Raw genomic sequence first — 22,343 nt, forward strand, 5'->3', positions numbered from 1 at the left:
CCTTGAGAGAAATCCGTCAGGGGCCGGCCCTTTGCCCGCTGCTCGCCGCAGACGCGCAATTCTCTTTTGTAAAAACTCTTGATGGTACTTCATCCCAACCCCTCCCTGAGTTAACATGAAAACATATGACGTGCCGCCACGTCATCATATGAGTAACGAAGGGATTCGTATTCTGCAAGAGGGAAGACTGGCATGATTGGCGACAAAGCGAGGCCGCGGGAGAGGCGGGCGCAACAGATCATCGATAATCTCAGCGCAGAAATTCGCAGTGGAAAACTGAAAAATGGCGACCAGCTTCCCACGGAGCCGCAACTGGAACGCGCTTATGGCGTGAGCCGGACGGTGGTCCGCGAAGCGATTGCCGATTTGCGTTCTGCCGGTTACGTCGTCCCTATCCAGGGCAAGGGGGTTTTTGTCAGTAGCGACAGTGAATGGGCCGGCGTGAAACTGACGCAGTCTGAAGTTGGCACCATTGCCGAGACGCTGGAAATGCTGGAGTTCCGCCTGGCAACCGAAGGGGAGGCGGCGGCGATCGCAGCCTATCGCCGGACGGCCCAGCAGGAAGCGGCAATCTCGGCGGCGCACCGGAAAATGGCCCGTGCCATCGACGCGGGCGAATCGACTGTCGATGCGGATTACGAATTCCATTCGGCCATCGCGACCGCAACCAATAACCGCTTCTATCTGGAGGCATTGCGCCAGTTCGGTTCACGCTCGATACCGCGTGGGCAGTTCCCAACGCTGCCTGAAACCGGCGACGCGAATTATCTTCGCAAAGTCCAGGCCGAGCACGAGGCAATCCTGCGCGCCATCGTCGAGCAGGATCCCGATGCGGCCCGAAAAGCCATGCGTGAACACATGCTGGCAAGCCAGCGGCGATACAGGCTGCTCTCGGAGGCGCAATAGCATCTCGACACTCATCTTATTTCATGCGATGTCATATGATGACTTGCATGGAGAGAGGAGAGAATCGATGTATGTCGGCACCCAGGTTGCTGCGCGCGATGACGAGGATTACAAGGTCTGGGCGCAGCTCGGCGTCAAAAACATCAGCGCGGATCCGCCCGGAGCACCCGCGAGCTGGACTTTCGAGGATTTCGAGCGCCACCGTGACAAGGTCGAAAGCTTTGGCCTTGTCCTCGATATGGTGCAACTGCCGTTGCCGTCCCGGCCCATCGAGCAGGCGTCATATCCCGATATCCTGCTTGCCGGCCCGGACCGCGACCGGCAGATCGATGCCGTCTGCGCGATGATCGAAAATATCGCGAGGGCTGGAATTCCTGCCGCGAAATACAATCTCAACCTCATTGGCATTCCGCGCACGGAGATGGAGCGCGGCCGTGGCGGTTCGCTCAACGAGGCATGGCGCTGGGACAAGGCGGACCATGATGCCGCACCGGGCCTCGCCGGCGTTCTGTCCGAAGACGAGAACTGGGAACGCATCGACTACTTCCTTGAACGGGTCGTGCCGGTTGCCGAAAGCAACAGGGTGCGTCTCGCCTGCCACCCCCATGATCCCTATACACCGCCAGGCTACAGGGGCGTCACCCGTGTGCTGGGAACAGTCGCTGGGCTGAAGAAGTTCGTGCAGATGCGCGAGAGCCCCTATCACGGCCTGAATTTCTGCCAGGGGTCAATCGGCGAGATGCTTGATGATCCGCGCGAGGAGATCGACGACATCATCCGCTGGTTCGGCAGCCGCGACAAGATTTTCAACGTCCACTTCCGCAACATCAGCGGCGGGAAATTGTCCTTCATGGAGACTTTCCCCGATGAGGGGGACATGGACATGGTGCGCTCGCTGAAACTCTATCACGAACTCGGTTATCGCTACATGATCATGCCGGACCATGTGCCGACGATTGCCGGACGCGATCCCGTCGGCGTCGCTTTCGCCTTCTGCTACGGCTACATCGCAGCCTTGATCGAAGCACTTGATAACAAACATCTTTGACCGTTTTGGCCAGCGACGCCCCGCTGCGTCGCGGCTTTTCCCGAACATCAGTTACCGATCTGTAGGAGGAGCAGGTATGAAAAAAACAATGATCCGTCTCGCATTCACCACCGTTCTTGGCGCTATGCTCGTGCAGGGATCGCCCGTCGCGGCCAAAACCCCCAACGACCAGCTGGTTATCGGCACGTCGCTGGCCCAGGTGCTGTCACTCGACCCCCATCAGGCCACCGAGGCAAAAGCCAACGAAATCATGGCCAATCTTTATGATCGCCTGATCTCGGTGGACGGTTCCGGCAAGGTTTCGCCGCAGCTCGCCGAGCGCTGGGAAACGGATGAGAAAGGCATCACCTTTCATCTTCGCGAGGCGAATTTCGCCTCCGGCAACCCGGTGACCTCGGCCGATGTGGTTTATTCGCTCAGCCGCCTTCTGAAGATGAACCAGGCGGCCGCAGCGAACCTCAAGCGCGTGGGCTACAATGCCGACAACATCGATAAGCTGGTAAGTGCTCCGGATGAAAAAACGGTTCGCGTCGATCTTTCGGGTGAAACGACTTCGGAACTGCTGCTCTATCGCCTCGCCATGGTCATTGCCAGCGTGGTCGACAGCAAGGAACTGAAGTCCCACGAGGTCAATGATGACTGGGGGAATGCATGGCTGAGAACGAATTCGGCCGGCTCCGGCCCGTTCACCCTCAACCGCTGGTCGCCGAATGAGATCATCATTCTGGAGGCGAATAAGGACTATGTGGCCGGTAGCCCCAAAATGCGCCGCGTCATCGTGCGGCATGTGCCGGAAAGCCAGGTTGAGCGCCTGATGCTGGAGCGCGGCGATATCGACATCGCCAGCGCGCTGACGGCTGCGGATCTCGCGACCTTCAACAACAAGGACGGTTTCCAGATCCAGCGTGTGCCGACGGGCGGTTTTTACGTCCTGTCCATGAATGCCGGCAAGGAGCCCCTGTCCAACCCCAAGGTCCGCGAAGCGATCGCCTACGGCATCGACTACAAGGGCATGGAAAAAACCATCATGGGTCCCTACGGGCGGGCGCGCACGGTGCCGGTACCAGAGAATTTCGAATATGCCATTCCGAGCCCGGATTGGAAGCTCGACGTGGAGAAGGGAAAAGCGCTCCTCAAGGAGGCCGGCTACGAGAACGGTTTCACGCTCAATCTGAAGACGATCGCGCAGACGCCGCGCATCGACCTCGCCACTGCCATTCAGGCCACGCTTAGCCAGCTTGGTATCAAGGTCAATATCCAGCAGGGTAACGGCTCGGACGTGATTGCGGCGCACCGCGCGCGGGATTTTGATCTGCTCATCCCGCAGACGGGAGCCTACATGCCGAATGTTCTGGGCTCGATGGAACAGTTCTCCAGCAACCCGGACAACTCGCTTGCCGCCAACAACGCCGGCAATTTCGTCTGGCGCTCGGCCTGGGATATTCCGGAACTGACCGCGCTCACGGCAAAGGCGTCACTCGAGCCTGATGCCAAGAAGCGCGGGGAAATCTACACCCAGATGCAGGAATTGTTCGTCGCGCAGAAGCCTGCGGTGCTGCCGATGTTCGAAAGATTCGAGCCGATCGTGCTGAATGCACGCGTCAAGGATTATGTGGGCCACCCCAGCCAGACGACCCGGCTTGAAAAGGTCACGAAGGACTGACGGCAAAGCATAGTTTGCGAAACAGGTGACGGGCGGTTTTACCGCCCGTTTTTATGCGTGACTGGGCCAATGCGCCCGAGTCTTCTCCCGCACGTTGACCAGGAATACAGCGCCGGGACGGGAGATAGCCGCGCACCATCCCGTAATTCCAGGGGGTTTTCTCAAGGACTTCATCGGTTTAGACCGTGCGGCAACTTTTCCTTCCGTCGGGCGAGAGTCGCGAACTCCGCTCACCTACCTCCCGAAGAATGCGTTGACGACTATGAACCTTGCACAGATAAAACTTCCGTCTCGGCCATTCAGCCTCAAACGTGGCGTCATTTCGGTGCCGGCAGCCTATTATTTCTCCGTTCCCGTGCTTCTCGTAATCACGATTGTCATGCTGGTAGCCGAAGGCCCGGGAGTCGTGCGTGACTACAAGATCAGCCAGGATGCGCTGGAGATTGAAAACGGCGATATCAGCGGCAGCTGCAAGACACGCAAGGCGATCTTCACGACCTGCAAGGCCAATCTTTCCTACGACCATGCGGGCGTGAGCTACAAGAAGGATGTCGAGGTCATGTTCGTCGATCTCCATTCCGGCGATTACGAAACCGGACTGGTCATCTCCGCGAAGAACCCGGAACTCGCAACGATTTCGCTGGGCCTGGACATGCTCTGGAACCGCATCATCACGCTCGGCGTGTTCGTCTTTCTGCTTGGTTTCGGCAGTCTCGCCATGCTGTTCACACTTGTCCGCATGCTGCGGGTCCGCCTGCAGCTGCGCAAGCCGGCGCCCTTGACCGTTATTCCGGTGGCGCTGACGGCCGTTGCCGAAAAACGCAGCCGTCTTTTCGTGACCTATGCCGATACGGTCAGAGACGATAAAACCAAGCGGCAATCCTTCACGCATCTGGAACGGGGTCGCATTCCCGTTGTCATCGGCAATACCGGCAAACAGGATGTGGCACTTGCAGTCCTGCATGGTAACGGCGCCTTGCCTGTTCTGCTTGACGATCAGCTGGAGCGGATCGACCTGACGGAACAGGAGCGGGCGGAAGCTCTCGCATCGCTCGCCCCGATGGTCGCGCACGAGACACAGGAGGCTGCCGCCGCCCAGGCCGCGTCGATGAATAAGGGACCCGGCCTCCTGCGCCGGCTCGGGACTTTCGTCGCCATTCTTGCCGTCATCATCGTGGCGGTGATGGGCTACTGGCTGTGGTATGTCACAAGCGCTCCGTCGCAATTCAACTCCCCCGGCATGGACATCAACAACATGCTGCCGGCGGCACTCAACGAGTGGGGCTGCGCCCGCCTGCAAGAACGCTTCTCTGACGGCCGGGCTCCGTTTGGCTGCGCCGCCGCGGATTATCAAAGCTGGAAATAAAGGGTTTTCCTTTTTGCCGTCGGGTCGGTTTGCCAAAAGCGTTACAGCCTGGCACACCGGCCCGGACTCTACTCAGGATTCTTGTTGAGAAGAGGCAGATATCAATAGTTGCATTAGAGATTTATAAATAAACCACTTTCATAGTGCCATCGGGAGCGGTTCTTCAGAGGCTGGGAGAGTGCATCATGTTCACGGTGCTGGAATGCGTTGCCGTCCAACACGATCGGGAGATCGTGCTTCTTGCGGCATTGATCTGTCTGCTGGGAATGCTCGCCTTTTTTCACCTCTTGTTGCGCGCTGAGGAAAGTCCTTCCGGCCGAAAGCCCTATTGGGTCCTGGTTGCCGCCTTTGCGGCGGGGCTCAGCGTCTGGGCCACTCATTTCGTGGCCATGCTCGCCTATAAGGGCACTGTTCCCATCGGTTTCGATTTTTCCTTCACCGCTCTCTCGGCCGTTCTTGCCGTACTCGGCTTCTGGCTGGCGCTCAATGCCCGCACGCAGGCAATCTACGGCCCGGTGATTTCTGCCACCCTGCTGACGCTGTCCGTTGCCGTCATGCATTTCGTCGGAATGGCGGGAATAGATGTCGCCGCCACGGTCAGCTACGATTGGGGGGCTGTTTTTGGCGGTTTTGCCGTCGCCTGGGCGTTTTTTCTGCTGTCCTCCTGGCTGTTTCACCGCCTCGGCGCCTGGGAGCGTATCGTTTTTCCCGCCGCCGCGTCGATCCTTGCAATCTGCGCGCTGCATTTCACTGCCGTGTCGGCCACCGTTCTCTCGCCCGATCCGTCCATTTCCGGACCAGACCCCGACAATCTCGGCCGGCTGATCATGATCGGCGCGGTTTCCGGCGTGACATTCCTGATCCTTTCCGCAACCGCGACCGCGGCGCTCGTGGACCGGTATCTCGTCGACCTCAAGGGTCTCGTCGACGCGACACTGGACGGCCTTGCGGTCGTGCGCGATGGCCGCATCGTCGAGCTGAATACGCGTTTCGCAGGCCTGCTGGGGCGCGATGAAACGTCGCTGGTCGGAAAGAATCCCGATGAACTTTTCCGGGCCACGGATGGGCAACCCGTCTATGTACCCCGTAATGCGCCCGTAGAGGCCATACGTGAGCGCGCCGACCGCGCGCAGGTGTTCGAACTCGCCGTGCGCACCATCGAATACCGCGGTCGACCCTGCGAGGTCATGGCCATTCGCGACCTGACGGAGAAGCGTGAGGCGCAGCGGGAGATCGAATATCTTGCCCGCCACGATGTGCTGACCGGCCTTTCCAACCGCACCATGTTCCAGACGCGGCTGCGCCAGCAGATCGAACATTGCGGCGAGGGCGACGAATTTGCGCTGCTCGCGCTCGATCTCGACCGCTTCAAGGCGGTCAACGATATATTCGGCCACGCCGAAGGCGACAGGGTACTCAAGAAAGTCGCGGCGATTCTCGATGAATGCGCGAGATCTGGCGATGTGGTCGCCCGGCTCGGTGGTGATGAATTCGTCATTCTGACCGCGCGGCATACCAAGGCGGAAGAAGCGCGCCTGCTTGCCGAGACGATCCTCGCCATGTTCGCCCTGAAAATGAATGCCGCCAATGATCCGACCGCCGTCGGTGTCAGCATCGGTATTGCCGTCTTTCCGCGCGACGGAAAGGATGACGAGAGTATCCTGCATGCCGCCGATCTCGCGCTTTATCGCGCCAAGATGGGCGGCCGTGGCATATTGGCCTTTTATGACCCACTGATGGATCAGGAGGCGCGCGAGCGTCGACAGCTCGAGACGGATCTGAGGCTGGCAATCAATCGTGACGAGCTCGTGCTGAATTATCAGCCGGTCCTTTCCGTCGAATGCGGTGAGGTCGTCGGTTATGAGGCGCTGGTGCGCTGGCAGCATCCCACAAGAGGCGTGGTGCCGCCGGACGTGTTCATCCCGATCGCCGAGGAAAGTGGTATCATCATCTCGCTCGGCGAATGGGTGCTGCGCGAGGCCTGCCGTCAGGCGAACACCTGGGCGCCGCATCTGAAAATCGCGGTTAACGTGTCGCCGCTGCAATTTTCCCTGGCCAATCTGGGCCATGTCGTCTGCACCATCCTGATGCAGACCGGCCTTTCGCCCAACCGGCTGGAACTGGAGATCACCGAAGCTGCCCTGCTGAAAGACCGCAAGGCGACGCTGACAATTCTGACCCAGCTCAAGGCGCTTGGCGTTGCCATTGTCATGGACGATTTCGGTACGGGTTATTCTTCGCTCAGCAATCTCCAGAGCTTCCCTTTCGACAAGATCAAGATCGACCGCAGCTTCATTGCCGCCATGAGCGATGATGACAATGCCCGCGCCATCGTGCGCGCGGTAATCGGCCTTGGCCGCAGCCTCGATCTGCCGGTGACGGCGGAAGGCATCGAAACCGACGCGCAATATCGCATGGTTGTCGATGAAGGATGCGCGCAGGCACAAGGTTATCTCTTCGGTAAACCCGATGTGGCGCCAGCCGGGGCCGCAGGTACGACCACACGCAAGAAATATTCCGTTTGAAAGAAGGCGCAACGGCGTGATGCCGTTGCCCGCGATTCCCCAAATGATGGAACGAGAGCGGACGCAGATCGTTAGGGTCACGTGTGATGTCCACATCGTCGGCCAGGTCCGGCACCGGACGACCAGCCTGTGGAACTCGCGCCCGTCTATGTGCTGCTGGCCTCTCAGGACGGGAGCTTCATCAATGGCGAGGTCTATGGCGTGACCGGTGGCAGGGGCATCGCCTGAGGGCGACGTGTCAGTCTTGAGGATGTGAGATGAAACGGCAGGCAGAACGTTCAGATGCTCAGGTAAACGCCCTCGACGTCCGCGACCGGCTGATACTGGCGCTTTATGCCCAGCTGAAGGCGGAGCGGCAGACGCGTGAGGCGATGGAGTGGGTCATCCGTAACGGTGGCCTCACACCCGAGGTGCTGGAGGCGATGGCATCGGACCCCGTGCCGGTGCTGGCTGAGGCGGATATTCCCGCGATCGAGCGTATTCTTGGTGCTGATCGATCTTCACGTGACGCTAATAGCGGACGGCCATCATGAACCGAAGAGCCAGCTGGAAGGGCCATCTTGCCTTTGCCGATTTCAACTGTGAAATCGGCCTCTATTCCGCGCTGACCTCCACGGAGAAAATCTCGTTCAACATCGTCAACCGCAAGACCGGCCACCGGGTTGAGCGGCAATATGTCGATAGCGATACCGGCGAGGCGGTCGGGCGTGACGATCAGGTCAAGGGCTACGAGCGCGACAATGGTGACTACATCGTCATCGAAGGCGATGAGATCGCAAAACTGATGCCGGAGAGTGACAAGGTCATTCGCATCCGGCATTTTCTTGAATGTGAAGAGATCGACAAGCTGTTCTTCGACAAATCCTATTACCTCGCCCCCACGCAGGACGGCGGAGAGGAGGCCCTGACGCTGCTGGCAAAGGCCATGCAGGACGAAAACGTTGTCGCGCTTGGCGAGGCTGTACTTTTCCGCCGCAACCGCATGTTGCTGATCCGCCCAAGCGGCAAGGCGCTCATCGCCACCACGCTGAATTTCGGTTACGAGGTGCGCGCTGAGAGTACCGTTTTCAAGTCCATTCCCGATATCCAGTTCGATGACGAGATGCTGGAGCTTGCCGGCCACATTATTCAAACACGCGCCGGCACCTTCGATCCCGCCGAATATAGCGACCGTTACAATGATGCGCTCGCGGAGCTGGTGAAGGCCAAGATCGAGGGCAGGGAAATCCAAAGGCGGCCCGCTCCGAAAGAAGACAATGTCATCGATCTGAAAGAGGCCCTGCGCCGCAGTGCGAATGCCGATGGCGGAAAGAAAACCAGGACGACGGGCCGCAGGACTTCCCGGAAAGCGAGCTGACGCATGGGATTGCAGACCTATAACGCCAAGCGCAGTTTCGACAAGACGCCGGAGCCGAAGGGTACGCGGGCCGAAGCTCAAGGGTCGAGTTTCGTGATACAGAAACATGATGCCCGCCGGCTGCATTATGATTTCCGGCTGGAAATGGACGGGGTGCTGAAAAGCTGGGCGGTGACGCGTGGCCCAAGCCTCGACCCGGAGGACAAGCGCCTTGCGGTGCATGTCGAAGACCACCCTCTGAGCTATGGTGATTTCGAGGGCGTCATTCCCAAGGGACAATATGGCGGTGGAACGGTCATCGTCTGGGATCGTGGTGTCTGGAGGCCAATTGGTGATGCGAGGAAAGGATATCGCAAGGGCCATCTCGAATTTGAACTTGATGGCGAAAAGCTGAAAGGGCGCTGGCACCTGGTGCGTATGCACGGAAAACCCGGTGAGAGCAGGGAAAACTGGCTGCTGATCAAGGGTGATGATGAGAAAGCCCGGCATCAGGGTGGGGCGGATATTCTGGAGGAGCGACCGGAATCGGTAAAGACCGGACGCAGCGTCGAGGATGTCGCGGCCAAACCGAAAGACACGTGGAATTCCAAGCCGGTATCGAAAAAGGCGGCTGCCTCTTCTTCCGGCCAAAAGCAGGCGCATGCCCTGCCCAAGGGCGCACGCAAACAGACGCTTCCGTCCTTCGTGCCGCCGGCGCTGGCGACGCTGAAGCCGAAACCGCCGACCGGTTTGCGCTGGCTGCATGAAATCAAATTCGATGGTTACCGTCTGCAGGTGCGGCTTGATCACGGCAAACTCCAGCTTCTGACCCGAAGCGGGCTGGACTGGACGGAGAAGTTTGGCGATGCGGTGGCACGTGCGCTTAAAGCCCTACCGGCGGAAACCCTGCTCATGGACGGGGAAATCGTCGTGGAGCGCGAGAGCGGCGCGTCCGACTTCTCGGCATTGCAGCAGGATTTGAGCGAGGGGCGCAGCGACCGTTTCGTTTTTTACGCCTTCGACCTGCTTTATCTTGATGGCACCGATCTGCGCGGGGCGGCACTGACCGATCGCAAGGCGCTGCTGGAAAAGTTGCTGCCGGCGGGCGATCCAAAGCTTCGGTACAGCGAACATTTCGAGGAGAGTGGCGAGCTCGTGCTGGATCATGCCTGCCGTCTCAGCCTTGAGGGCGTTATTTCCAAGGTCAAGAACAGCCAATATGTTTCCGGCCGCAAGGGCGAATGGGTGAAATCCAAATGTTCCATGCGGCAGGAATTCGTCATTGGCGGCTACACGCTTTCGTCGACATCGGACCACGCCATCGGCTCGCTGGCGCTTGGCGTTTATGAAAAGGGCAAGCTGCGCCATGTCGGCCGTGTCGGCACCGGCTACACGGGCGAAGTGGCCGAAATGCTGCTTGGCCGCCTGAAACCGCTGGACCGCAAGGAAAGCCCGTTTGGCGACAAGCTCTCCGCGCTTGCGCGCCGCGACCTTCACTTCGTCACGCCGCAACTGGTGGCGGAAGTGGAGTTTCGCGCCTGGTCTGGAGATGGCAATCTGCGTCATGCGTCCTTCCGGGGCCTGCGCGAAGACAAGCCGGTGGAAGAAATCGAACGCGAGGAGAAGGCCGTGAGCGATACAAACGCGCCGCAATCCGCCATCAAATTCACCCATCCGGATCGGCTTTACTGGCCGGATGACGGTGTGACCAAGGAGGGGCTCGCCGATTATTATGCGCAGGTCTGGCGGCATATGGCGCCCTTCGTCGTCGACCGACCGCTGGCGCTGCTGCGCTGTCCCGAGGGCATAGAGGGGCAGCGTTTTTTCCAGAAACACGCCTGGCGCGGCATCAACAAGGCCGTGGAACAGATCAAGGACCCCAAGGACAAGGGCGGCGAACCGCTGATCCGCATCACCGATTTCGACGGTCTCATGGCTCTGGTCCAGTCCGCAACGCTCGAAATTCATCCATGGGGAGCCACTACCGCCAACTGGGAGAGGCCGGATATGATCACCATGGATATCGACCCCGGCGAAGACGTCGCGTGGGAAGAGGTGATCGAGGCGGCGTTGGAACTGAAACGGCGTTTTGAAGATGCCGGGCTTGCGGCCTTCGTCAAGACCTCCGGCGGCAAGGGCCTGCATGTCGTGGCGCCGCTCAAACCGCAGGCGGGCTGGGCCGCCGTCAAGGCTTTCTCAAAGGCGATGGCCGCCGATATGTCGAAGGCGGAACCCGATAAATATCTTTCCGTGGCAACGAAAGCGAAACGCAAAGGCCGCCTCTTCATCGATTATCTGCGCAATGGCAGGGGCAATACGGCCGTCGCGCCCTATTCGACCCGTGCCCGGCCGGGTGCGGCCATTTCCGCGCCGCTGGAATGGTCGGAACTCACGGCCGAGATCGGTCCGGCGCATTTTACCGTCAATAATATCGGCGCGCGCCTTTCAGCCCTGAAAAAAGACCCATGGGACGGTTTTTTCGCCGCAGCGGAACCGTTGCCGAAAAAAGCCCGCTGACAACAGCTGATCTTCAGCTTCGTTTTTCGGTGGCGAGGCTTTTTTTCAGTGCGTCCATGATGTTGATGACATTGCCGCCGGTGCGGGATTTCGTGCCGGTTTTCTTTTTGGAAGACGGTGTCTCGTCGCCTTTGGTCTTCAAAAGCGCCTTGATCTTTTTCTGGATCGGGTCCTGCACCAAAGTTGGCTTCCAGCCGGTCATCTGTTTGCCGATGCGTTTTTCCATGGCTTGCAGCAGCGGTTTTTCAATTTTCATTTTCGGGTCTAGCGCGTCGATGCTCTCGCGCACCTCTTCGCCATAATGCAGTGTCCATAGGATGATGCCCTTGCCTGAAGGTTCCAGCAGAACGGCCCGTTCACGGCGGTAGAGCACCAGCCGCGCAATGCCGAACACGCCGTTGGCCGTCATGGCTTCGCGAATGACGCTGAAGGCCTCGGTGCCGATCTTGTCTTCCGGACGCAGAAAGTGCGGGCGGTCATACCAGATCCAGTCGATGGACCCCTTCGGTACGAAAGTCCTGATATCGATCGTCCGGGTACTTTCCAGCGCCACGGCATCGATCTCTTCGTCTTCCAGCAGCACATAGTCGTCCTCGGCGCGGGGAAACCCCTTCACCTGGTTTTTTGCTGCTACAGGCCGATGAGTGATGCTGTCGACATAGCGGCTTTCGACACGGTTGCCGGTTTTGCGATTGAGGATGTGGAAGGTGTATTTGTTACCCTCGGTCGTCGCTGGTGTCAGCGAGACGGAGGCCGTCACCAGCGACAGCTTCAGATAACCCTTCCAGAAAACCTGCCGTGCCATTGTCCGCGATCCGTTTCGCCGTTGATCTCCCGGATCAAACTTCCGCGGGGCGGTATTTGTTCCGGGAGAATGGCAAGCGGGCAGGGGGAGCTGTCAGCCGAGCAGCGAGGTCAGCCCGTAGACGGCGGCGGAAATCAGTGCGGCGGCCGGCATGGTGACGATCCATGCGATGACGATGTTGCCGGCAAGCCCCCAGCGCACCGCCGAAACCCGGCGGGCAGCCCCCACGCCAACGATGGCGCCGGTAATCGTGTGGGTGGTGGAGACCGGAATTCCGAGCCATGTCGCGCCGAACAATGTCAGCGCGCCGCCGGTTTCGGCGCAGAAACCCTGCATCGGGTTCAGCCGGGTTATCTTCGAGCCCATGGTATGCACGATGCGCCAGCCGCCGAACAGCGTGCCGAGCGCCATGGCCGACTGGCAGGAAATGACCACCCAGAACGGCACGTAGAAACTTTCGCCCAAATGCCCCTGGCTGAACAGCAGCACGGCGATGATTCCCATGGTCTTCTGCGCGTCGTTGCCGCCATGGCCGAGCGAATAAAGCGAGGCGGAGATGAACTGCATGACGCGGAAGGTGCGATCCACCGCAAAGGGTGTCTGCCGCACGAACAGCCAGGAAACGGCGAGCACCAGCAGCAGTGCCAGGAAAAAGCCGATGGCCGGCGACATGAAGATGGCCCCGACAGTTTTCAAGAGGCCCGACCAGACGATGGAATTAAAGCCCACTTTCGCAAATCCGGCACCGACGAGGCCGCCGATCAGCGCATGTGACGAACTGGAAGGAATGCCAAAAACCCAGGTGACGATGTTCCAGACAATCGCGCCGATGAGGGCGGCAAAGATCACCTGCGGCGAAACGATGGCCGGATCGATGATGCCGGTGCCGAGCGTTTCCGCCACATGCAGCCCGAAAAACAGGAAGGCGATGAAATTGAAGAACGCCGCCCAGGCAACCGCATATTGCGGGCGCAATACGCGGGTGGAAACGATGGTGGCGATGGAATTTGCAGCGTCATGGAGACCGTTCAGGAAATCGAAGAACAGCGCGATGGCGATAAGGCCGACAAGCAGCGGCAGGGCAAGTGCGACATCCATCAGACGTTCTCGATAACGATGCCGCTGATCTCGTTGGCCACATCCTCGAAGCGGTCGACGACCTTTTCGAGTTCGCCGTAGATCTCGCTGCCGATCATATAGGCCATGGCGTTACCGGCCGCACCGTGGCGGCGGAAAAGGTCTTTCAGGCCCTGATCATGAAGCTCATCGGAGCGGCCTTCGACGCGGGTGACTTCTTCGGCAATCGCCGAGAGGCGCTGCGCATTGGTGCCGACCTTTTCCAGAAGCGGAATGGCTTCGGCGATCAGGCTTGCCGCACGCACGATCTCGTGTCCCATCTCCTTCATCAGCGGGTCGAATTCGCCTTGTTCGAAGAGGCGGATGGTCTTCACCGTCTTGTGCATCATGTCGATGGCGTCATCCATCGACTGGATGAGGTCCTTGATGTCGCCGCGATCAAAGGGGGTGATGAAGCTGCGCCGCACCGCAAGCAGCACATCGCGGGTAATGTCATCCGCCTGATCTTCGAGGGCAACGATAAGGTCGCAATTCTTCTCGACGTCGATGCCGCTCAACAGTTGATCAAGCGCACCTGCCGCCTTGACGACTGTTTCGGAATGTTTGCTGAACAGGTCGAAGAAACGATCCTCGCGCGGCATCAGCTTGCGGAAAATGCTCATCATGCGAATTGGCCCTCAATGGCGCTATTTATGTTGTAGGGGGTAATTGTCATAAAACTGTCATAAATGCAGGCAGGGCATTGATGCAACCCGGAAAATCGGCACTATCAACGCAAATGAAATCTTCCAAGAAAAGCCGGAAAACCCGTCCGGTGCGCCCCCTGACACTGCTTCAGCAACTTGCTGCCGTTCCCGAAAAGCTCTTCACCGGCGCTTTCCGGCAGCAATATGCCGCCTTGTGTTTTCGCTACGGCGATAACGGAAATGATGTTGAAATCCTTCTGGTCACATCGCGCACCAGCCAGCGCTGGATCATTCCGCGCGGATGGCCGATGAAACGCAAGAAGCCGCATGAGGCGGCGGCCATCGAGGCGTGGGAGGAGGCGGGCGTGCGCGGCCGGGTGAGAAAGGCAGCCATTGGCCGCTACACCTATCTGAAGATGCTCGACAATGGCGATGTCGTCCCGTGCATGGTCGATGTGTTTCAGATCGAGGTGACGGGTGCGGAAACGAGTTTCAAGGAACGCGGCGAACGCCTGGTTGAATGGGTCCGTCCGGATGAGGCAGCGAGGCGCGTTCGGGAAATCGAACTGAAATCATTGCTGGTTGATTTCAAACCCAAGGGCAAAAGGAAAGACGGGGCGGGTGAGAGACCCTGACAGGTCGCCGTGTTCTCCGTGAACAGAGCCTGGACCCTGTGCCGTAATGTCTTTGCAACATGGCATACTCAATTTTGCCGGATGAATTTCATCAGGTGCATTATGCGTTTATGTCGTGCCGCCATGCGGCTTCTTGGCCGCTACATCCATCCCATCATCGTGTTTGCCGTGCTTCTGGCAGGGCCGGCCACCATACTTCTGCTCCGGTAAGAACTGTCGCCCCATTGACGGGAAAAGCATTGCTGCCTCTCCCGTCAATGACCGTCTTTAGAAAACCAAGGGGTTTCAGCCGGGCTGCGCCTCGCGGGTCTGGGCGGAGTGATCGGCCGTGCCCGCTTTTCCAGCCTCATCCGGTGCTTTTGGCAAAAGGTGGGCGAAACGCCTCGTGATACTGTCGATATAGGACAGGATGGTTGGCACGACGATCAGGGTGAGGAGGGTGGAGCTGATGAGGCCGCCGACCACCGCATGCGCCATCGGCGCGCGCTGCGCACCGCCACCGCCGATGGCGAGCCCAAGCGGAATCATGCCGAAGATCATTGCAAGCGTTGTCATGATGATCGGCCGGAATCGGATGACACCGGCGTTCGCCAGCGCTTCGTTGAGGGAAAGCCCGCGTTTTCTCTCCCTGTTGGCGAAATCGACCAGCAGGATGCCATTCTTGGTGACGAGGCCCATCAGCATGATGAAGCCGATCAAAGAAAACATGTTGATCGTGCTGCCGGCCACCATCAGCCCCAGAAGGACGCCGGCCAGCGAGAGCGGCAAAGAGGCCATGATGGCGAGCGGTTGCAGGAAGCTGCCGAATTGCGAGGCAAGCACGATGTAGATGAAAATAACCGCCATGATGAGCGCCTTGACCATGTGGCCAATCGTCTCCTGCATGGTCTCGGCCTCGCCGCCAAAGCGGATGCGGTAACCATCCGGCAGATCGCGGGCAGCGGTCAGGCTCTGCAGGGCATTGGTCACATCACCTAGCGTGCGGCCGGCAATGTTGGCCGAAACCAGCACCTCGCGGCGATTGTCGATGCGGCGGATTTCAGCCGGTGCCGGCGCGGTGCCGATCTCGGCCACCTGATCGAGACGCACCATCACGGGCGCGCCATTCGATGCCGTGCGACCGGTCGCGATCATCAATTCGCCGAGGGTTGCGGCATCGGAGCGCCGTTCGCCGGGAAGGCGCACGACGATGTCATAGCTGTTGCCGCCCGTATCCGTCCATTTCGACACATCTTCGCCACCGATGAGCGGAGAGAGGGCAGTGGCCAGATCTGCGCGGGAAATGCCGAGATCGCTCGCCGCCTCGCGTTTCAGACGCACGGAAAGGACCGAGGTCACGTTGCGGGCGCTGGAATTCACATCCACGAGGCCGGGGATCATTTTCATATCCTCCACCAGACCTGCGGCTATTTTTTCAAGGACGGCGCGGTCGTCACCGAGGATGCTGAGCTGCACCGGGCTTTCACCGCCGCCAAGGCCGTTCTGAAGGATCGCGACCTCTATGCCAGGTACGGCTGACAGGCGCTTGCGGATCGGTTCAGCCAGCATCGCGGGCGTCTGCGTGCGCGCTTCCAGCGGCACCAGCCCCACCAGCACCGCGGCGCGCTGCTTGCCCGCCGCACCACCGGTGTTGATGGTGGAATAGAGCGTCTCGACTTCGGGGAACTCCCTCAGTGCCTTCTCGACCTGTCGGACCTTCGCCGTTGTGTAATCCAGCGAGGAACCGGCTGGCGCCGTAACGGTAACCTGGAAGCGGCCTTCGTCGGTGTTCGGCACGAATTCCGTGCCGACCAGCGGCACCATGAACAGGCTTCCGATGAAGATGCCGATGGTGGTGAGCAACGTGATGAGCCGGTGGCGCAATGTCCAGCCGATCACATGCCGATATTGTTCGGCCAGCCATTCGAAACCATGATCGAAGCGCGTAATCAACCGTCCGATTGGCCCGCGTCTGGCATCGGGTTGCGCATCCGGGTCGTACCAGACGCTCGAAAGCATCGGATCAAGCGTGAAGGCGACGAAGAGCGAGATCAGCACCGCAGCCGACACCGTGACGCCGAATTCATAGAAGAACCGACCGATGATGCCGTCCATGAAGGCAACCGGCAGGAAAACCGCCACGATGGTTGCGGTTGTCGCAATCACTGCAAGGCCGATTTCGTTGGTGCCGTCGAGCGCCGCGCGAATATGGGATTTGCCCATATGCAGATGACGGGTGATGTTCTCGCGCACGACGATAGCGTCATCCACCAGAATGCCGATGGAGAGTGTCAGTGCCAAAAGGCTGAGCGTATTGAGGGTGAAACCAAGAAAATCGATGACGGCAAGCGTACCGATGATGGCGATTGGCAGTGTCAGGCCGGTGATGACCGTGCTGCGCCAGGAGTTCAAAAACAGGAAAACGATGGCGATGGCGAGCGCCGCCCCTTCGATCAGTGTCGTCTGCACCTGACCGACGGATTCCCGAATGGGCGTGGAGGTGTCGGTGACGATGCGCAATTGGACATTCTGCGTGGCCAGCTCGGTATTGAGTTGCTGGAGACGGTTCCTCACATCCGTCACGACCTGAACCGTGTTGGCGTCCTGAACCTTGACGATATCGATTGCCAGTGCCGTCTGGCCGTTATAGAGGGCGCGGCTTTCGGCATCGACCGCCCCTTCGGAAACCGTGGCGACGTCGCGGAGCAGGATCGCCGCGCCACCGCGTCTTGTCACAACCATGTCCAGTAGCGCCTGCGGCTCCTCGACGCGACCCCGAACCTGGATCGTGCGTTCGGACACGGGATCGACGATGCTGCCGGCCGGGCTGTTGCCGTTGCCGGTGCGCAGCGCGTTCACCACCTCGTTGATGCCGACCCCGAGCGCCCGCATGCGTGTTTCGTCTATAGCAACGTCGATCTGTCGTTTGCGGCCACCCACCAGCGTCGCCTGTCCGACACCTGCCACGGTGGTCAGCTGGCGCACCACCTTGCGGTCGGCAAGGGTGGTGAGCGCCGGCACATCGAGCGACGTCGAACTGATTGCCAGGGACAGGATAGGTTCGGCGGTGGGATCGAAACGGGAGACGACCGGCTTCTTGGCGTCTTCCGGCAAGTTCGCCTCGATGGCGGCGACCTTGTCGCGCACATCCTGCGCGGCGGCGGCTCCCTGTACCTCGAGCTTGAATTTCACGACGACCACGGAGCGCCCCTCATAAGAGGTCGAGGTGATCTCATCCAGACCGCCAATGGCGTTCAGCGCATCCTCGACCGGGCGTGTCACTTCGGTCTCCACGGTCTCCGGCGTCGCGCCGGGATAGGTGGTGACCACCACCACGACAGGCACGTCGACATTGGGATATTGATCCAGCCCCAACCGTTGCAGCGAAAAAATGCCCATGACCAGCAATGTGACCATCATCATGGTGGCAAAGACGGGATGGGAGACGGATATACGGGTCAAAAACATTTTAGCCTGCCTTATCGATGGTCACTGCCATGTCTGGCTGCAATTCCGGAAGCGGTGCAGTCAGGATCGTTTCACCATCCTTCAGGCCCGTGGCGATCTCGATCAGGCTGCCGCCGTGCCAGCGTGATCCCAGCGCCACCGTCTGGCGGCGCAAATGGCCGTCCGTCACCTTAAGCACATGGTAGCCGGTCTCATCCTTGCGAAGCGCGATGGCGGGAACCACAAGCGCATCGTTTTTTTCACGCACGAGGATTGATCCGCTGGCGAACATTCCGCCCCACAGCCGGCCGTCACCATTGACGAGACGCAGATAGACGGTGACGAAACGTGTGCCATCCTCGGCAACCGGGCTGATACGCTCGACGGTGCTTTTGACGGTCTGGCCAACGAGGCCGTCAATCTCCAGTTCCGCTGTCTGGCCAACGCTCACACGGGGAATATCGCGGGTGGCGACGAGAACCTTCGCTTCCAGCACGCTGGTATCGACCAGTGTGAGAAGCTCGCCATCGGCGCTGACGCGCGCGCCTGCTTCGGCCAGCCGGCGGGTGACGGTACCACTGAAAGGCGCACGGATTTCCGCGTTGCTAAGGGCGAGGCGGGCGATATCCATCTGGGCCGAAAGGCTTTGAACCCTCGCTGTTTTCACCACGACATCGCTTTTCGCCTTGTCCAGCTGTTCCGCCGACGTGATGTTTTTGGTGGCAAGCTGTTCGGTTCTCGTCAGTGCCAGCATCGCCAGTGTCAGTTCGGCCTCGGCCGCGTCCCGGTCGCTTTGCCGTTGCAGCAGCGCCGCTTGCAGATCATCGGTTTCAAAGCGCACCAGCACATCACCGGCCCGCACCGCCTGTCCGTCCCGGATGTTCATCTCCAGAATTTTCCCGGCCTCGCGGGCGCGGATCACGATTCGGCTGACCGGCTGAAGTTCGCCGCTGATGCTGAGCTTCTCCACCATCTGGCGCGTGCCGATCTTCGCCGTTTCCGCAGCCGTCAGTTCGAAGGGAATGCCGGCCGGGCTCAGGAGGCTGGCCTCGACAATTCCCTTGACGCGTTCATTCGCATCGACGCTGCCGCGCGCCGGGTCGAGTGCAGTAACGACGAGAGCGCAGCCCGCAAGCGCGATCCCGGCCTTGATGCTTCTCTTCACCCACATAATACAATCCTTCCACACAAAGCTCTTCCGGTAACGGCTCACTGAGCTGTCACGTCGCCCGTTATTCAGGCGGATGGTGTCTGGATAGGGGGCCATAATTGCAGCAGCATTACCCTGCCGCATCGTCTTCGCCGCAATACTGCCGCAACCTTTCTGGCAGACAACGGCTGGCAAAGGGACGGTGACATATGAGACTTCTGTTGATCGAAGATGAAAAAGAAATGGCGGATGCGCTGTCGGCGACGCTCGGCAAGCAGGGTATCATCATCGACCATACGATGCGGTTAGGTGACGCGATGGAGCTAACGCGCCAGCATGTTTACGACGCCATCCTGCTTGACCGCCGGCTGCCGGATGGGGAGGGGCTTGCGCTGATCCCGAAACTGCGTCGCGCCGGCGTCGATACGCCGATCATCCTGCTTACCGCGATGAACGAACCGGAGGACCGCATCGCGGGACTGGATGGCGGCGCGGACGATTATCTGGGCAAGCCGTTTCTCATCGGCGAGCTTCTGGCGCGGGTGCGCGCGGTTTTGAGACGGCCGGCAAGCCTTGCACCGGCCCAGATAGCCGCCGGTCGGATCGTGATCGATCCGCTGCATCTCAGCGTCACCATCAATTCGCTTCCCCTCGATCTTCCAAGACGCGAGCTTCTGGTTCTCGTCGCGCTCGCCAAACGTAAAGGCAAGTCGGTGCTGCGCTCGACGCTCGAGGCGGCCGTCTACAATTATGAGGAGGAAATCCAGTCCAATGCGCTCGACGCGCATATATCGCGACTGCGCAAACGCCTGCTCGACGCCTCCGCCGGGGTGAGCGTGCATAATATTCGCGGCATCGGTTATCTGCTCAAGGAGGATGCATGAAGGCGCAGGGTAAATCCAATCCGTCCCTTTGGTGGCAATTGAGCTGGCAGCTCAGCATCGTCGTCTCCGCCATGATCGCCGTCGTCATCATCGGGCTTTGTGTTTACGGGGTGATGCGGGTCTCTCCCAATATCGGGCTTTGGGAGGATCTGTCTGCGACACTCGACGAGTCGCTTTCGCTCGATCCGCAGAAGGGGCTCGTCATCACCGAGGGGCCGGCGCTGAAGGCCCTCAAGGCGGAGAATGAAGAACTCTGGTTCGTTGCCTCGACGCTGGATGGCCAGTCCGTGACCTATGGCGCTGTGCCAGCGGTCTATGCCGAGCTGTCGCGTTACGCCCATCTGATGATGGACGCTGATATTCGCGGCGGCGCCGGCATATCCGAGGTCGCGTTGTCTGAAAGTCTCGATACGGCATCTGGGCCGCTGAGGGTCATGTTCGGCGGAACCTCCCATATCAGCGCGTCGTTTCTGACGCTTCTTCTCGGCACTTATCCGATCTATGTTCCGCTGCTGGCGGTTATCCTGCCTGCGGTGTTCTTTTCCGTGCCGCGCATCGTGCGCCAGGCGCTCGCCGGTCTCAGTTCCGTTGTCCGGAAAGCCCCGGAGATCGACCCGCGCCGGGCGGGCTCGAAGCTGCCCGTCGAGGATGTGCCGCGGGAAGTCGTGCCGCTTATCGTGTCTTTCAACAGCATCCTCGAACGGCTCGAGCAGCAGTTCCGGGCGCGGCAACGGTTTCTCATCGATGCGGCGCATGAACTCAGAACACCGATCGCCATCATGCAGACCCGGATTGAGGGTCTGCCGGAAGGGCCAGAACGGCAGCGCCTGATGGAGGATGTCGCGCGGCTTGGTGAAACCGCGGAACAGCTTCTGGCCGTCGAGCGGAACGATCAGGTACATGACCGATGGGAGACGGTCGATCTCGTCGAGATCGCCCGCACGGTCGTTGCCGATCTGGCGCCGCTGGCGCTGTCGGCGGGTTACGATATTTCCTTTGACACGCAGATCGCGCGCTACGAAATGCAGGGCAACCCGTTCGCTTTGCCACGCGCCGTCAGCAATATCGTGCGCAACGCCATCGACCATGGAGCAAACAGAGGGATGATCCATGTCTCGGTTCTCGCAAACGGCGAAATTGCGATTTCCGATGAAGGGCAGGGCATAGCCGAAGACCAGCAGGAGCGGATATTCGAGCCATTTTATCGCGTGACGCCACGAAGCACGGGAGCAGGTCTGGGTCTCAGTCTCGTCAAGCAGATCGTCGCTGACCACAATGGACGTGTCCTTCTGGAAAGCTCCGCCTTCGGAAGCACATTCCGGCTCTGCTTCTGATCGCGATTTTTGCAACGCCCCCGGACTGTGATTGTAATGCTGCCGCAATTTTAGCTGTCGTAGCGTGTGGGGCACAGGAAATCTTTCCAACCGGAGCACATGCAATGAAACACCAGCGGAATCCGTTCGTCACGGCCAGCGGCGGCAAAGTTGCGCGCAGCCGCAGCGCCACCTTCGCCACCTTGCCTTTTGCCCTCATCATGTCCGGCTGTGCCTCCGTTCCGCTGCAGGAGGGCGGTACGCTGACATCCTATGCGCAGCTCAGCCCTGCCAAGGGCAAGTTCACCAAGACCAGAACCTTCGTGGATGCCAAGGGCCTGGCAGCGGTTAAAACCGTCGCCATCGTGCCCACCACGTTTTCCTTCACCGCCTCGTCGCGGGTCACATCGGAAAAAGACCGCGCGCTTGTGTCCAATGCGCTCGATCGTGCCATCTGCGTGGCGCTCAGTGACAAATACCGGATCGCCGCTCTTGGCCAGCCGGCGGATATGACGGTGCGCACCGTCATCACTGATCTGGTGCCGACCGACAAGACCATGGCGGGGGTTTCAACCGCCGTATCGCTCGGCAGCAACTTTGTCCTGCCGGTCGGCGTGCCGCGATTGCCGGTGGGCCTCGGCGGCCTGGCGGTCGAGTCGGAGGCGGTGGACAGTACCGGCGTCCAGCGCGCCGCCGCCGTCTGGTCGAAGGGTGCCAATTCCTTCACTGACAGTGCCCGTGTTTCGGAAATCGGCGATGCCTACGGGCTTGCCTCTGACTTCGCCAATTATTTCGCCCGCATCCTCGTCAAAGGCAAGACCTCCGAAGGACTGGATATTTCGATCCCGTCGGGCCACCGCATGCGCTCGGCCCTCGGCGGCAAGCCGAAATATGCCGAATGTGATGCCTATGGCCGGTCACGGGGTTTGCAGGGCATGGTGGCCGATCAATTCGGCGCACCGCCCGAATGGACGGACAAGCAGGCAAAGGCCGCTTCGCGATAGAA

General features: G+C 59.9%; 17 protein-coding genes and 1 pseudogene. 13 read left to right on the forward strand and 5 right to left on the reverse strand.

All coding sequences use genetic code 11. The annotated features are described in order from the left end of the window. The first annotated feature begins 192 nt into the window (after positions 1-192). From AKG12_RS21875 to ligD, 9 genes and pseudogenes are all read left to right on the forward strand, one after another. A complete protein-coding gene (locus AKG12_RS21875; RefSeq protein ID WP_004444769.1) occupies positions 193-906 on the forward strand; it encodes a FadR/GntR family transcriptional regulator in 714 nt (237 codons plus the stop codon). Positions 907-973: 67 nt separating this feature from the next. Continuing rightward, the gene (locus tag AKG12_RS21880; protein ID WP_052820398.1) at positions 974-1,954 is read left to right on the forward strand and encodes a mannonate dehydratase; all 981 of its coding nucleotides are present in this window, start codon (positions 974-976) and stop codon (positions 1,952-1,954) included. Between the two features lie 124 nt (positions 1,955-2,078). Then, positions 2,079-3,617: an ABC transporter substrate-binding protein gene (locus AKG12_RS21885; RefSeq protein WP_285277779.1), complete on the forward strand. Its 1,539-nt coding sequence runs from the start codon at positions 2,079-2,081 to the stop codon at positions 3,615-3,617. A 262-nt stretch (positions 3,618-3,879) separates the two neighbouring features. After that, the gene (locus AKG12_RS21890; RefSeq protein ID WP_052820400.1) at positions 3,880-4,983 is read left to right on the forward strand and encodes a hypothetical protein; all 1,104 of its coding nucleotides are present in this window, start codon (positions 3,880-3,882) and stop codon (positions 4,981-4,983) included. A 185-nt stretch (positions 4,984-5,168) separates the two neighbouring features. Next, entirely contained in the window at positions 5,169-7,508 is a 2,340-nt protein-coding gene (locus AKG12_RS21895; RefSeq protein WP_052820401.1) for a bifunctional diguanylate cyclase/phosphodiesterase, read from the forward strand. Between the two features lie 123 nt (positions 7,509-7,631). Continuing rightward, positions 7,632-7,736, forward strand: a pseudogene (locus tag AKG12_RS30385) (NAD(P)-dependent dehydrogenase); the annotation flags it as partial. A 29-nt stretch (positions 7,737-7,765) separates the two neighbouring features. Beyond that, positions 7,766-8,041, forward strand: coding sequence for a hypothetical protein (locus AKG12_RS21900; RefSeq protein ID WP_046801153.1), 276 nt, complete (start codon positions 7,766-7,768; stop codon positions 8,039-8,041). Next, positions 8,038-8,865: a non-homologous end joining protein Ku gene (gene ku / locus AKG12_RS21905; protein WP_052820402.1), complete on the forward strand. Its 828-nt coding sequence runs from the start codon at positions 8,038-8,040 to the stop codon at positions 8,863-8,865. The genes AKG12_RS21900 and ku (AKG12_RS21905) overlap by 4 nt, the downstream gene beginning before the upstream one ends. Before the next feature lie 3 nt (positions 8,866-8,868). Further along, the gene (ligD, locus tag AKG12_RS21910; protein ID WP_052820403.1) at positions 8,869-11,361 is read left to right on the forward strand and encodes a DNA ligase D; all 2,493 of its coding nucleotides are present in this window, start codon (positions 8,869-8,871) and stop codon (positions 11,359-11,361) included. A 13-nt stretch (positions 11,362-11,374) separates the two neighbouring features. On the opposite strand, the gene ku (AKG12_RS21915) is transcribed toward ligD, so the two are convergent. The 3 genes from ku (AKG12_RS21915) to AKG12_RS21925 form a co-directional block, all read right to left on the reverse strand. After that, positions 11,375-12,166, reverse strand: a complete 792-nt coding sequence (gene ku / locus AKG12_RS21915) for a non-homologous end joining protein Ku (protein ID WP_052820404.1) — start codon at positions 12,164-12,166, stop codon at positions 11,375-11,377. Between the two features lie 93 nt (positions 12,167-12,259). Continuing rightward, entirely contained in the window at positions 12,260-13,264 is a 1,005-nt protein-coding gene (locus AKG12_RS21920; protein WP_052820405.1) for an inorganic phosphate transporter, read from the reverse strand. Beyond that, the gene (locus tag AKG12_RS21925) at positions 13,264-13,908 is read right to left on the reverse strand and encodes a DUF47 domain-containing protein (protein ID WP_052820406.1); all 645 of its coding nucleotides are present in this window, start codon (positions 13,906-13,908) and stop codon (positions 13,264-13,266) included. Before AKG12_RS21925 ends, AKG12_RS21920 begins: the two co-directional genes overlap by 1 nt. A 113-nt stretch (positions 13,909-14,021) precedes the next feature. Between AKG12_RS21925 and AKG12_RS21930 the strand changes: the two genes are divergently transcribed. Further along, complete coding sequence (locus AKG12_RS21930; RefSeq protein ID WP_052820407.1) at positions 14,022-14,564, forward strand: NUDIX hydrolase; 543 nt, start codon at positions 14,022-14,024, stop codon at positions 14,562-14,564. 285 nt (positions 14,565-14,849) lie between these two features. On the opposite strand, the gene AKG12_RS21935 is transcribed toward AKG12_RS21930, so the two are convergent. Beyond that, complete coding sequence (locus AKG12_RS21935) at positions 14,850-18,011, reverse strand: efflux RND transporter permease subunit (protein ID WP_052820408.1); 3,162 nt, start codon at positions 18,009-18,011, stop codon at positions 14,850-14,852. Position 18,012: 1 nt separating this feature from the next. Beyond that, positions 18,013-19,161 (reverse strand): efflux RND transporter periplasmic adaptor subunit, encoded by a 1,149-nt coding sequence (locus AKG12_RS21940; protein ID WP_052820409.1) that lies wholly within the window; start codon positions 19,159-19,161, stop codon positions 18,013-18,015. Between the two features lie 188 nt (positions 19,162-19,349). Here AKG12_RS21940 and AKG12_RS21945 point away from each other — a divergent pair, with 188 nt between their 5' ends. From AKG12_RS21945 to AKG12_RS21955, 3 genes are all read left to right on the forward strand, one after another. Further along, positions 19,350-20,024, forward strand: coding sequence for a response regulator transcription factor (locus tag AKG12_RS21945; RefSeq protein WP_046801162.1), 675 nt, complete (start codon positions 19,350-19,352; stop codon positions 20,022-20,024). Beyond that, positions 20,021-21,358, forward strand: coding sequence for a sensor histidine kinase (locus tag AKG12_RS21950; RefSeq protein ID WP_052820410.1), 1,338 nt, complete (start codon positions 20,021-20,023; stop codon positions 21,356-21,358). Before AKG12_RS21945 ends, AKG12_RS21950 begins: the two co-directional genes overlap by 4 nt. 104 nt (positions 21,359-21,462) lie before the next feature. Further along, the gene (locus tag AKG12_RS21955) at positions 21,463-22,341 is read left to right on the forward strand and encodes a DUF3313 domain-containing protein (RefSeq protein ID WP_052820411.1); all 879 of its coding nucleotides are present in this window, start codon (positions 21,463-21,465) and stop codon (positions 22,339-22,341) included. Positions 22,342-22,343: the final 2 nt, after the last annotated feature.

Origin of the sequence: Agrobacterium sp. SUL3, from assembly GCF_001263295.1 — a bacterium.
Classification (GTDB): domain Bacteria; phylum Pseudomonadota; class Alphaproteobacteria; order Rhizobiales; family Rhizobiaceae; genus Agrobacterium; species Agrobacterium tomkonis.